This window comes from Dysgonomonas sp. ZJ279 (assembly GCF_011039205.1).
Lineage (GTDB): Bacteria > Bacteroidota > Bacteroidia > Bacteroidales > Dysgonomonadaceae > Dysgonomonas.
This window is the reverse complement of the sequence record NZ_JAAKEL010000003.1, coordinates 25,338-39,276: the sequence shown is the minus strand read 5'-3', so window position 1 is coordinate 39,276 and position 13,939 is coordinate 25,338. Positions and strand designations below refer to the sequence as shown.

At 36.6% G+C, this 13,939-nt stretch carries 8 protein-coding genes and 1 pseudogene; all 9 read right to left on the bottom strand.

Features of this window, described 5'->3' with window-relative positions; translation table 11 throughout:
- Positions 1-92 precede the first annotated feature (92 nt).
- A complete protein-coding gene (locus G7Y57_RS05650; protein ID WP_165021235.1) occupies positions 93-521 on the bottom strand; it encodes an Hsp20/alpha crystallin family protein in 429 nt (142 codons plus the stop codon).
- Between the two features lie 164 nt (positions 522-685).
- Positions 686-1,045, bottom strand: a complete 360-nt coding sequence (locus G7Y57_RS05645) for a hypothetical protein (protein ID WP_165021234.1) — start codon at positions 1,043-1,045, stop codon at positions 686-688.
- A 310-nt stretch (positions 1,046-1,355) separates the two neighbouring features.
- A complete protein-coding gene (locus G7Y57_RS05640) occupies positions 1,356-2,639 on the bottom strand; it encodes a hypothetical protein (RefSeq protein ID WP_165021233.1) in 1,284 nt (427 codons plus the stop codon).
- A gap of 23 nt (positions 2,640-2,662) precedes the next feature.
- Entirely contained in the window at positions 2,663-3,958 is a 1,296-nt protein-coding gene (locus G7Y57_RS05635) for an AAA family ATPase (protein WP_165021232.1), read from the bottom strand.
- Positions 3,959-4,761: 803 nt separating this feature from the next.
- Positions 4,762-5,379 (bottom strand): annotated as a pseudogene (locus tag G7Y57_RS18175) (DUF4157 domain-containing protein); the annotation flags it as partial.
- Positions 5,380-5,420: 41 nt separating this feature from the next.
- Positions 5,421-8,270 (bottom strand): contractile injection system tape measure protein, encoded by a 2,850-nt coding sequence (locus tag G7Y57_RS05625; protein WP_165021230.1) that lies wholly within the window; start codon positions 8,268-8,270, stop codon positions 5,421-5,423.
- A 3-nt stretch (positions 8,271-8,273) separates the two neighbouring features.
- Positions 8,274-10,109, bottom strand: coding sequence for a hypothetical protein (locus G7Y57_RS05620; RefSeq protein ID WP_165021229.1), 1,836 nt, complete (start codon positions 10,107-10,109; stop codon positions 8,274-8,276).
- Between the two features lie 3 nt (positions 10,110-10,112).
- On the bottom strand, positions 10,113-10,835 hold the full coding sequence (locus tag G7Y57_RS05615; RefSeq protein ID WP_165021228.1) for a hypothetical protein: 723 nt from the start codon (positions 10,833-10,835) through the stop codon (positions 10,113-10,115).
- Positions 10,836-10,843: 8 nt separating this feature from the next.
- Positions 10,844-13,933, bottom strand: a complete 3,090-nt coding sequence (locus tag G7Y57_RS05610; protein ID WP_165021227.1) for a baseplate J/gp47 family protein — start codon at positions 13,931-13,933, stop codon at positions 10,844-10,846.
- Positions 13,934-13,939 lie beyond the last annotated feature (6 nt).

The window sequence follows — 13,939 nt, the reverse complement described above, 5'->3', positions numbered from 1 at the left end:
GGAGAGATAATACACATTTTTAATTAAAATAGAAAAAGCTATCCAATGGATAGCTTTTTCTATTTTAATATTATTCGTCTGTGGCAATACTGTTATTCTATTTCAATCAATTTCATACTGTCTTTAATCTTATCTTCCTTAATCTTAGGAATAGAAATGCCCAGTACACCATTTTCCATTTTAGCGTGTATCTTATCTTTCTCTACATTGTTTGGAAGAACCATTCGTTGTTCAAACTTACTATATGAAAACTCACGCCTTAGGTAACGAGATTCTTTGTTGTCTTCTGTGTGTTCTACTTTCTTCTCCATTGAAATAACCAGATTATTTTCTTCATCAAAGCGAATACAGAAATCATCTTTAGTCATTCCGGGTGCTGCTACCTCTATTTTGTAATCATCTTTCGATTCACTAATATTAATAGCAGGTGCAGTAGCATTTGTTCTTGGCATCCAATCGTTATTGAATAAGTCATTGAACACATCAGGTAACCAATTTGGGTTTCTTCTAATAATATTCATAATCTAATCCTCCATTAATTAAATGATTAAACAGTTAAACTTACACTGTCATTACTTCAAAGAATGTGCCACACCAATCAGCAAAAAAACACTGTCAATTTTTCTTATCAAATATGACATTTTTTCATTGCTGCATTGGTTTTAATCAACACTTAGCTATATAATTATTTAACTAGAATAGTTGCGACTCCAACTAGAATTGCAGCAATACCTAAGATACTTTGAAGTAAAAACAATCTATCGTCTGGTAGAGGATTCTTTTTCAGTTTAATATACCTGTAAATAAAGAACATGGCTATAAGTATTTCTATCGAACTACCTAAAATAAGGAAATACCAATAGGTGGCATTCTCATAAATTACACTATATCGTATGGTACTCAGAATTACAATTCCTACAGTTCCCCAGATGATAAACAATGGAGCTAACCACGCTTTAGCAATGGCTGCCTTTTTAGTTATTGGCCTTTTGTTGAATATAATAGCTATAAGCCCTAACACGATTAAAATTATTGCATAAATCATATTGATTTTTTTATAAATGGTGAACTCCAAATATATGAATAGTTACTGGAAGAACTACTTTTTCATTTATTAAAAAACAAAAGAAATCGATATAATTTATAAGACTAAAATTCTTTTATTTGGACAAATCCCCAAGCAGTCAATCATAAATATCTAGCTTACAGAACAAAATACAAGTTTATCGTTAAAATCAGGTTCCTACATATCAAATGAGCCTAGTAGCTTTGTCAATTGATTCGGCAGCATTCGGTTATTTTTATACTAAGTAATTCTCCTTTTTAATTTACAATAAAAAAAATATGCGATCACTCTATGGTTTCTCCCGTCTCTTGCTTAAGATATTTAGCATTGGGACTATAAAAATAAATAAAAAGGGTAGCAGCAGGAATGTATTCTTGTCGTCCCCTCCAAATGTAAATACATTCTCATTCGACATAGCCTCGACCATACATACAAATAACAGATAAATTTCTAAAATCAACATAATTATCAATGAAAAGAAATATGTCATGTTATTATTCAGAAAATAAGAGAAACGTATATTAAATCGATATAGGATGAAAACAATAATGACGACTAAGAGAATAGCAATGAGCGCAAAAAAATAGTTTTCCCAATCATTATGAGGATAATCCGCATTTATAAGCTTACGAAGATTTTCTGATGTTAACTCTTCATCTTTATTAATTTGAGGAAACGATTTTAGTTTAAACCGGGCTAAATAAAACTGGTTTTCAACTTTAGACCACCATGACGCGTTTTCTGCATTTATCTTACTAATAGTCAACACAGAATCTCTTGTCCAATTTACGGATTTGGTATTTACAAGTAATACAGTATCTACCATTTGAGTCAGTCCCAATAAATAAGTATAATTATCTTTACCGTTATCTTTATCAAATGTGGCATATAACTTAAGGTTGCGAATAGACTTTACATTACAACTATCTATAATGAGGCTTGCCGATTTAATAAATTGAGCCATTGCCCTTTTCTCCTTAAATGAAAAATCGGGGAAATAAAGAGTTACTCCTTTTATGTTAGTTAATCTTGTTTCATTTATGGACAAAAACAGTTGCTCAAGACATGAAGAACTATAATATGGTGATTTGAGAAAATTATCGGTATTCACATCCCCTCTGCACATCAGCATAACATCCATTTCCAATGAATCTTGTAAAGGAAATAAAGGCTTAGACAAATTCTCTATATCCATTTTCAAATAATTATCTGTCATCTCAACAGAATAATTACGTGCTATATATCTATGTTTTATATAGCTTGGGTAATACATCGGGAGAAGATAATTGAGGTAAATTCTTTCGAGCGATAATCTGCCGGTTGAATCCTTTTGTTCCACCGATTCAAGTAAACGTTTAGAATATTCTTCGAACGACATACCGAAGATGTGCGTAATATCATTTAAGTGTGAAATGAATAAAGTATCCTGAACGATAACAGTATCGTGTTGAATAATAACTTCTAATTTATAGAGATCATCTTCATAAGCTACATATGAGGAATCCTGTGCTAATAACTGTATTTGCACAACAAAGAAGAATGTTATCGAAAAAAGTATAATATTCCTACACATTTGATTTCAGTTGATAGTTTCACTCATTTGTTAATCATTTTACCGTCTTTCGACTCTTCTTTAGCAATAGCCTGTTCCAGAATTTCTTTTGTCAAAAGTGGCGATAACATGCTATATAATCTTATGGCACAATTTTGTATTACATTCACCATACTTCCTCCCGACAATTTATATTCGGCAGCTACATGCAACAACTCATCATCACTAAGCCATTCAACAGGTATCATTTGTTTCCAAAGCTGATAGCGCAATCTTTCGTCAGGCATAGGAAAATACAGTACGGATTGAAACCGTCGGAAGAAGGCCTCATCTATATTTTCTTTCAGATTGGTGGCAAGTATTACCATTCCCGGAAAATCCTCTACCCGCTGCAACAGATAGGCAACTTCCTGATTGGCATGACGATCGTTCGACGTATTGGTATCGGTTCGCTTACCGAAAAGGGCATCGGCCTCATCGAAGAATAGTATCCAGTTTTGATGTTCCGCCCTGTCGAATATATTGGCAAGGTTCTTTTCGGTTTCGCCTATATATTTAGATACGACCTGCGATAAGTCGATACGGTACACCTCCATACCATGTTGTTTACCTAAGAGCGATGCTGTCAGAGTCTTTCCTGTACCCGGAGGGCCATAAAATAGACAGCGATAACCTTGCTTAATTATCTTATCGAGTTGCCAAAGTGAACGGATTTTCTGTTCGTTTTGTAGCCAAAGTGATATATCGTTCAAATCCTCCTGCAAATTATAAGGCAAGACCAAATCGCCCCGTTCCAATGTTGTTGTTACCCGTTTTGCAGGAAAATCGGAACTATAATCAGGACAATACTTGTTGTCATGTAATACCTTTGCCAGAAACTCATCGGATACTATCAAACGCCCGCTTAGGAATGGTTCACCTCTGCCTTGTCCTTCAAGATGAAGAATGCTCTTTGTATGAAACCAATGATCTCTTTCGAACAGTCTGATAACATCCTGTCGTTTATCAGTATTATCCACCGAAAGGATAAAGGCTGCGGTTTCGCCTGTAGGTAAAAATCCCTGATGCGATGTGCCTCTCCATCCGCCGAATTCGGTATATGGACGATCCAGCTTTTTATTTTGTAAGAAAAGCGGGTCAAGCGTTTGCGGACTGGTATGCGGCATCAAAGCCAGTAATAACACTACTTGCTCATCGAATGACATCTCCTGCTCACCGATAAGGGAAGATAACCAATCGCTTTCCGGTAATGGTATATCTTGAATATGGGTATAGTTGCTCTCCTGCCCTAGAAAGTGGGAAAGGGTGGTATGGAGGAGGTAGGAGAAATATATAAACATTTTCTTACATATTTGTTTTTGTTATTATCGCTAATTCTTATGTAGATCTGTAATTTACGCCCATTATACTTTTCTTTATAAATTACTGACAAACTAAAACTTACATTAAAAAAGTTGTACTATAATTAATGAGGTAGGCTATCTATTTCATTTTTTCGAAGAGTATATTTTGCTTGTAAATCTGGAGTTAATTTTTCATATTGATTTTTCGCTTTCTTATATGTTTTCTTTCGTAACTCTCCATGCAATTCCGGCAATTCAGTAGAAAATAATAACTCCTCGGAATAAGCTAAAAATTCTCTTTCTTCTTTTGTCGTATTTGTAGTATAATCTTCATCTTGTCTTTGTTTAAAATGTTCTCGCTCATGCCTAAGAGTCCCTATAATTTTAGTAAACTTCTCATGTGAACCATCAGCCATTTGCTCTATATAGGGAATATTAAATTTAATCTTTACGTTATTACCTTTTCCACTAGTTGCAGCATGCCTACTTCGTTTGATATGATTTTCTACCTCCAATTTATAATCTTTGTCTCCATTAAAATATGTGTTGTTTAATAACTCGATAGCTTTTAAATAATCTTTTCCGTCTACTAGTTCTTTAAATTTATCTTTTGTTTCTAGTTCATATTTAGCATCATAATAATCTTTTTGAGGATTATTATAATCTGGATTAATTCTTTTCCTTTTTTCCCACAAATAATATGCACGCCCTCTTATCTCTTCTTCTGATATACATTGTACAATATGAGAGGTTACTTTCTTTAATACATGACTCTGGGAATCTACTACACTCCTTTCTCCAGCCTTTCCCCCCATCACATCTGCCTCCTTCTCCAGTCCCTCATTATCATTCACATTCACCCCTTGCAATTGCATAGTAGGCTCTACACGTCCTTGCTTTTGCTGCACTACATGCCATGCCTCATGGGGCAAGTGTTGTTCCTGTCCGGGTGCTACGTGAATGTCCGTACCCTGTGCATAGGCGAGAGCTTGCAATTGCGCAGGCTTTGAGGAATTGTAATGTACTCGCACATCATCCATACTGAAGCCCGAAAGGGATTCGATACCTGACTTCAAATTGTCGGGCATACCTGTCCTGTTTTCAGTTGAGGATTGAGTAGCCTCCTCCTTCTGTACGGTAGAGGAGGCATCAAACTTTCCCTGCAACAACTCGTCTTCGTCTATTCCTTCACGTTGAGCAGTATCGAATTTACCTTGCAGCAGTTCGTCTTCGCCAAACTCTTCTCGTTGTATGGCATCACCGAACTTTCCTTGCAGAAGTTCATCTTCATCTATCTCCTGCCGTTGCACGATCTTACCTTTATAGGCTTGCAAGACGTCATGTGCCGAAGCCTGTTGTGAGGCTTTCGGCTGTGCAATATCGGATTTTGTTTCTGGTTGTCTGGAATATGTTTTCATGTCAATCGGATTTTAATATTATCGTTTTCCCCATTCATTACCTATCTCCATTTTACTATAACAGGCTTCTTCATCCAAGGCATTTTAACCATTCTGAAATTCCACGGTATACTGTCCATAAGTATATCGTATGCTTTTTCCTCCACGGTAAGATGGAACACATCATCTTTTTCTTCCAGTCGTCCATTTCTCCTTAAAAAGGTTTCGCGTAATGCCATGATAGATGAATGTTGCAGTTTCCGCCAATTTTGTAATACTCCGTTCAGCATCGATGTCACAGTTTCTTTTTCCTGAGCGGTCAGTTCAACCTTCTGAGGTACTGGGTCACTGATTTCCATTCCCACAAATAACTTATTCATTGCGAGTTCTAGTTCACTGGCCTCTTCTCTTTCCCAAACAGCATAGTGCAGGAGGAATATGGCCTTTATACGGGTATTTTTATCTTTAAAATTACCCTGCTCTGTAAGCGACAGCATTGAAAAAAGACGGGGCAAGTATGGATACAGTATAACTATACCCGCATTATTAACGTCGATTAAATCATTCTTTTCCATAATGTCATTTTTATAATTAATGAGTTCGGATTGTCCGGCTAATAAATCATCTGATTTCGCCAAACTTTCTATTTTTTGTATAAGCAAGACTTGCTGGCTGTTAGCCAATTTGCAGATTATAATATTGATAACATAAGCAACAATATCTTTTAAACTCAATGATGCCTTTTTTTTAGATATATCGGTTAGATAGCTGATTATGTCTCTCCTATCAACAGAAATATTTAATTCCGATTCCAGATAATGCTGCAAGATTTGAATACTATGCAAAGCTCTGCGAATGAATAAGACAAAATCATATTGCTTAGCCAATTCATTCAACTCTTCTTTATATGAAATGTCGCTACCAAAATATAATTCTAGTATCTTTCTGCCTTCCAGAAATTCAGCATTCCTCTTCTCTTTCTCTTTTATCTCCTTTTTTCTATTGTCTGAACCATTTAACTTATAATCAATCGCCAACTCTTTAAAAACCCTGACTAAATCGAAAGGGAGAGAAATATTTTCCAACACTTTCTCCTTATAGAAATAATCTAGCAGATCTCGTATAGTGACATTATAATGTGCCGCAATCTTATTCAATGTCCTGTCAACAAAGTACTTTTTGTTAAAAACCTGATTACGGGAGGCAATCAGCACATCATAAATAAATTTCCATTTTATTTTACTGAATCCGCTACCCGCCTTACCTTCCAACACATTATTATTCCGCTGTCTGTCCAATATTATTGTATATAGTATAATAAAATGACTTTCGGAAGGAATGATCAGAGAGACTAGATAATGGTGCTCTTCTTCTGACAATATTTCTACAACTTTCCGACGGTTACTAGAGTCTGATAATTGAGACATCAGATTTGCCACAGCCATAACACTGGTTAATACTCTGTTTCTTATAATATCATTTATCGACCGAACAACCGAATCCATAGAAGAAGATACTTCATTATTATTTTCTCCAATGAGATGTTCAGCCAATAGGTTTTGAAAAATCGTGTTGAGGTTAGTACTGAAAACCAATTCGCTAAGATGTGAACATATATATTTTAATATATCTGATACTTCAATATTGTAATGAGCTGCAACACGGGTTAATACCCCCCGCACAAAATACTTTTGGTTAAACGAAACTCCCCTGTTCTCAAATAATACAGGGAAGATTATCTGCCATTTCAACAAACGAAATTCACTTCCGGCTCTCCCTTGCAGTGCCCCATGTTCATGTTGTCTGTCTAAGGATTGCGCATACTCTATAACAAATCGACTGTTATCAGGTATGACTACCGGAACTAAACCGAGAATCTGATCTTCTCTCATCTGTTGCAAAAACCGACGGCAGGTCTCCGGATTGGCTAATGTCGTCAACAACATATTCAGGGTATCTTCTGTCAAGATATTCTTATTATTGCTTAACTCCAGTGATAACAACCGATATAGTTTGCCGGCATCCATCAGCGACTTTTCCAAATTCTTTTCTGAAAGTTCTTTCCTCAACTGATCTAAAATCAGAAACAATCCCGAAGGCATAGATTGCTTTGTCGCCCACATATCCAATTCAGATACGACGACTGTAAGAAGATAATCATACGACAGGATAAAGCGAGCAGCTAATTGCTCTATTGTGGCAACTATAAAACTTTTCTTATTGAAATAGGAGCTGCGGTTTGTAAGTAGATAAGCATAAACAACTAACCATGTCGCATTTCTGTGGTCGGATTCACGCAAGACAGAATTATCCAATGTCCGATATTTGATTTTGAGCAGATTTATATAGGAACATATAAATACACTATCACCTGGAGCCAACAACCTCACTCCGTGTTCCAGCCCGGGATCATTCAATTGGTAAACCAAACGCTCCTGCAAGCTCGTATAATGTCCATATGTCTGCAAAAAGGCTTTCAGTCGCTTACTCTCATTTTGCAATACGGTCAGAAACAGATGATTTATATCTCTGTATTCATTTTCCACATTCCACGGTAATGAACCATGAAGCAGAAACTTACACAATATTTCGAACAGATAATCCTTTTCCGCCAGAGATGAAATTTTCGTATGGTGTGGATCATGCAGCATTTGAATCAAAGTTTCCTCTAACCTTTCTTCCAATATGCGGGGAAAGTATTCTTCAAATTCATCTTCCGCTATACATCCTAAGTCTATATCAAGTTTATTTATATGAACTATGGTAGCATCCATATCATATTTCATTAGCAACCTATCGGCAATCTGCTCAAAATTGATAGCAAAAAAACTATCCCATCTGGCATATAGGGAACGGGCGAATTCTTCATTCTCCATTCTGAAATCAAATGCTATTGTACCAATGGTATTCATATTTTACTTTTTATCGAGAATACTCTTTATAACTTTGGAAAACCTCACTATATCCGATTGGTTTTTATCGGATATAGCTTTTCGCCATTTATAATACACTTCTTCGAACCTGTACATCTTACCGACTGCAAACCACCCGAACTCAACCTGAATATGTGCAGGAAGACGGTTTCTCAACAGTTCTTCGTACTTCGCCTTACTGTAAATGGCTTTCGCCCAACGAGGGATCACAATAGTCAACTTGTTATAATCAGGAGTTCCCTTTATGTCATCATTTAACAGAATATGTTCAATCAGGTAGAAAGTTTGGCTTTTTACATTCAAATGTCTTATAAACTGACAAAAAAGATTTGCTGTTTTTATAAGGGCCTCTTTTTCATAAAAGGGGCTGATAACAAACCAGTCATTCTTTTTTGGAACCTTAAAAATCAACAGATAGCCTTTTTCTCGCTGATGTACTAATCTGTAATTATCTATATTGGAGCCATATACCAGAAATGCTTCATAAAGAAGATTATGCCACAAGATACTTATCCGCATAGACAGTTCTTTATAGTCCTCTTCTTTGTATAGCATATCTCGTTCCTGAACCTTTTCTATTTCGTCTACAGAAGTTTCTTCAACAATATCTACACTTAGTTTGTATTTATACTTTGTAAAGAATATGCTGTCTTCAAGCAACCTTAGGCGATAATGTGCAAAGAAGTTGGATAAGGGGATTTCCTCCTTTGCATCATATCCTAACATTGCCGCAATGGTCTGTCTTATACCAGTAATCTTATCAGACCCATCAAATATATTGAATGACCGGAAGCGGTTCTTGTTCAGTTCGGGAAAAGCAGATATAATATCGGCACGTTTCTCATTTTGACATGGCAAATCCATGTCGTTGTAAATCTTCCTTGTATCTTCTCCGTAGATCGAATCAAGAGCATCCAGAAAACGTGATTTCTGAATATGCCAGAATACATCGGAATGTATATTACTCGCTTCCATACGTTTCTTATCCACAAGCTCTTCTACATTCCTTATATTGATTGACAAAGTCTCTTTATCGGGAATTTTCTTTGACAAATCGAGTAATACACCGATATTCTTCGCCTGATTTTCTGTATCGGCTAACAGATAATCGAATATCAACAGGTAAGCTTTCAGCTGTGACACCTTTGCCTTATACTCCTCTGTTACTCCACTGGGAAAACCCCTCTCACTGATACCATAACATTCAGGAAAATGATTCTGAATAGAATAATAGTTTTGGGGCATTTTCGGATGATGAGAGTCTGGTCGTCTTAGTCCTAACGTTTGAGGATGATTCTCAAATTTATCAGCTTCGGGGCTTCCAATATGGCTAACAATTAATATTTCACCCAAATTTTCACATAAATTTCTGTTGCTATGGTATAACCTCTCTATACTATTACTGACTTGCTCCTTATCGGCATCTACTGTCAATTGTACCTCTATATGGTAAAACATATCATCATTCAGAGAAATTCTACATGCTTCTACTTCTGTTATACTATCGGTTATGAGCCTTTCATAATCTGAAACTGTTACAATACTATGGCTAAAAATATATCCGGAGGAAAAAAATCCTTTTCTGTGATATGCCAATTCTTTCCTCTCTTCTATACTCAGATAAGTTTCGAAAGGGAATTGAAACATATAATGCAACTCATACAATCCATAATTGAATATGTCGGCAATAGTAACACCGGGATCATGGACATTGAAATCAGTCCAGACATTACCACTCAGGTGCTGAAGCAAATCCAATGTCCGACTTTGCAACACCTTGTAATAATTAGTATTCTTATCCCGTCTTTCTATAAACATCACTTATATGTTTTCCATTAAAGGATTATCCCAAAGATTACTTATCTGATAATAAATCTGAATGTCGTCCCCATAATAGAATATACTTTTCACCTGTAATTTACTTTTCAGTTCGTTCCTCACCCATCTCAGATTAAGTTTATTACCGAATATGCCATAATGAGATCTGATCTTTTTAATTTTCGGCTTATTTCCAAAACAATGGGTCGCCATTGCCACAAGTATGGCATGCTTACCGGTATGCCTCCTCCCACTGGCAGCAACGACTTCCAAAGCACATACGCCTTCTATATCTTCTGTGATGTCGTGCCACTTGCCATCAGCAGGAACATGTCCCTGAGCAAAAGTACCCTTCCGTCCGGGAATATTAATCATTCCATTCAGGTGTATATCTTCCTTATGACCGATCTCTACACTCCCGTTTGTATTGAGTATGATAAGAGGTACAGATGAATCTTCTCCATAACGACATATTTTCAACTCACCCGATATCCCAACAGAAAATTCCCACTCAGGCTTAGGATCGCCTGACTCGCGGAATACAGACATGATAACCCTCTTCTCCCCGACTAAAGGAGCCAGCTCGATCCCTGACTCCGGACTTTTGGAAAATCCGTCATCAAGAATATTCAGGGTAGAGTCTATCAGATTTTCAAAATCCTTTTCTGTAGGTTTTTGTCCGTTACTGAAACTCTTCTTGAGAGTCTGTCTGTTTCTTCTGGCCATATATTGTTTTATACTCCGATTATAAATGTTTTGTCTATGGACATATCGTTTATGCCAAACTCGGGTAACATGCCCGATCCTATTATATGATTCTCCGCAGGAATGAATATTACATGAGGGAACTGAGGTACAACCATATCATTACCTTTACCATATTCATATAAACTATAAGAATCATTTTCGTTTACTATTCTTAAAATTGACAATCTGTTTATATCTTTCACAAAGTCCTGCACTTTGATATCGTCATACATTTTCTTCATATTGATAGAATATCCGAACACTGGTAATTCCTTATTCGCCTGCCACGGTGCTATCATAAGGTTTAAAATCTCATTCAGCCGTGTCTGACAAATAGCCAACGAGTAATCTTCATAAAATGAGATGTCGCATCTCACCATCAGTTCCTCATAGACAGGGTTTACAACATCAATATCTTTTACATATGAGGAAACATGATTTAATATATATTCTTCTATTTCGAGCATAAAATATGATGAAGTTAACGGCTTGTATATTCTGTTGTCGGATTTTTCGAGTTTTGGGATGACAACTAATGTAACCACCCCTTTACGGTTATGTTTGCAGTCAAAGTTGGGTAGACATTTGACTTTCACTATATCAGGAAAGGCCTGTAATACAATTCGCTCATAATCTCTTGCGGTAACGGCCTTTCCCCGATGGGTAACGTATTCCGATATACGGATCTGCATATCCGTTTCATTCTCTTTATCTCTGCCACTATAAAAGGGAGAGATTTGCTGAAAGGATTTTATTCCCGGTAGTTTTGCCTCGGGAACCAATTCATATCCCTCATTCTCGTAGTCATTTACTTCTGATTTATCCTCAAGACTGGTATCTAACTCCAGTTTGACTACATTAATATGAATCGTTCTAAGCTCTGATATATTTTCTTCGTATTTTCTTACACCCGCTCTTAGCCACAAAAGGTCATTACTATCAAGCAAAAAGTCATCCACATCAACCGGCATCCGTATCTTTATATGTCCGGTAGTAAACATATTTTGTGTCTGGTCTGATAATATCGTATTGGGAGAAACTTCGTACCAATTATATCCGTTACCCCAATACCATACAATCTGAGGGATATTTTCCCTTGTGCATTCTTTACTGACAGGCAAGAAGTCAAGAAAGATGGTGACAACCTCTCCTCCCTTTACATTCCGGAAAGATAGCAATACACTCGCATCGGTATCCAGATTATAAACAAAAGGGACAGAACGGTACTTGCCATCCGATAATGCAGATATATATCCTAGAGGATAGAGCTGAAAAACATCAGTATTATTGGTAGCATTATGCTTCTTGAGATCGATAACATCCCGAGAACGATAATCCAGTTTTATTTTTTCTATCAATGGATTTAGTGGCGGATTTATCGTTTCTTCCTTTTTTTTACGAAGAGCGTTTTTTATCATCTGCTCTGTAAACAAGTGCCTGTAACGCTTTTCGCCAAAACCAATTGAAGGCTCATCCATTACGAAACGAATAAAACCCGACCGTGATTTTATATCATAATCATATGTTTCTTCTTCATAAACAGACATGGGCATTCGTTGAACGTCGATCCCGGACAACACATTCTCTAGTGATAACTTAACATCGGGTAAAGGATCACCAACCACATCCCTTTTTACACTCGAAAAAAGATAAAATGGTCTTGTTGCCGGAATTTCATACCACTTATAATCGGCAAGATAATCAGCCTTCAATCTGAAAGAACGATTGTCAATCTCATCATCATAAGCTCTGTAATAACCATACAACCCTCTCTCATCTTCGGGCAGTTGCAGCCAGTTTATATGTAAATCTACAGCCTGTACATCTTTCAGACTCATTTCATAATTCCCTATAACAAACCATGCCCCCCGCTCGGTATTCACCCCAAACGGTATAAAAGGCTTGGAGTTATCCACACGTCCTAGTTCATTATAAACCAAAACATTGCTCGCACCCTCTACCGAAGTATCTATTATAATCTTGTCTAATAAAAAATTCTCGAGCCATGAATAAGGGTAAAGCCATGCGTCGAAATTTGGATATATCCTTAGCGCGGGATATTTTGATTGAAAGTGATGAATGCCCTGTTCACACCCTTTTGTTGCAGGAAAATCTTCCGACAGAATAAATTTAAATACTATATTTTTGCCATCTTTCTTCACTGTATAATTTGCTATCTCTAACCAACGATCGGCGGTGCTGATAGTCACATAAAAGACATTATTGAATAACTCAAATAATATTTTTTCTTCTGTCCAGTCTCCGAGATTAGGTTGTAGATTCTTTAGTATCTTTTCCTGTTGTTCTAACCATTTCTCATCCTCAGGACTGAATGTTATGGTCACATACCTTTTACCTTCTCTAAGCAATAATGAAGAGCTTGATATTATTAAGCCTAACGCTTTAGCATACACGGGATTTTTATCATCTCCGAACATCATTTCACGCGACGACTTATCATTCAACAAGTCTTTAATCTTTAGTGAGGTTATGAAACCGAGATGTGCCGCAGGCAAAATATTCTTATTCCTCTCGAAGAATAATGAATAGGCATTAACAAGTTCGATATCGTGTACTTCCAAATCTTCTGTTAGCCGATAAGTAAACAAGTTCTTATCATTGCTTTTGAAACTAAACCCCGTACCTTTTTTCAGAATCACGGATGTAGAACTGTCCTTAAGAAAGGAGAGCCATACATTATCCGGCGTTGTAGATAAAGGCAAAACGCCTAAAAAATCATTCAGATACCATCGGGCAAGATTGCTCCACCTTTCATTGAATAGCTCAGTCGTTCCATGAAGCTGTTCGAGAAAAGTATAAAGCAAAGCTTGTGACGGTTCCATGCTACCATCGAAGTATGGCTTGCTATCCGATTCTGCCAGCATCTTTATTTCATTCAGCAATTCATCAAAATAGCCGGCATGTACATTTTGAGGATCGTAGTATCTGATAAAACGGGCTATTTCTAAGGTTTGGTTCAACAAAGAATCTTTGCTGTTGTCAATAACAGCAAAAGGGTTGACCGAAGTTATCCTTCTCATCCTCTCGTCTCTACTCAAACCGTCTCTGCTGCTCATATTATT

Excerpts from the sequence above, each read along its gene's own strand:
- G7Y57_RS05650 (WP_165021235.1), bottom strand. The coding sequence starts at position 521 with ATGAATATTATTAGAAGAAACCCAAATTGGTTACCTGATGTGTTCAAT.
- G7Y57_RS05645 (WP_165021234.1), bottom strand. The coding sequence starts at position 1,045 with ATGATTTATGCAATAATTTTAATCGTGTTAGGGCTTATAGCTATTATA.
- G7Y57_RS05640 (WP_165021233.1), bottom strand. The coding sequence starts at position 2,639 with ATGTGTAGGAATATTATACTTTTTTCGATAACATTCTTCTTTGTTGTG.
- G7Y57_RS05635 (WP_165021232.1), bottom strand. The coding sequence starts at position 3,958 with ATGTTTATATATTTCTCCTACCTCCTCCATACCACCCTTTCCCACTTT.
- G7Y57_RS05625 (WP_165021230.1), bottom strand. The coding sequence starts at position 8,270 with ATGAATACCATTGGTACAATAGCATTTGATTTCAGAATGGAGAATGAA.
- G7Y57_RS05620 (WP_165021229.1), bottom strand. The coding sequence starts at position 10,109 with ATGTTTATAGAAAGACGGGATAAGAATACTAATTATTACAAGGTGTTG.
- G7Y57_RS05615 (WP_165021228.1), bottom strand. The coding sequence starts at position 10,835 with ATGGCCAGAAGAAACAGACAGACTCTCAAGAAGAGTTTCAGTAACGGA.
- G7Y57_RS05610 (WP_165021227.1), bottom strand. The coding sequence starts at position 13,933 with ATGAGCAGCAGAGACGGTTTGAGTAGAGACGAGAGGATGAGAAGGATA.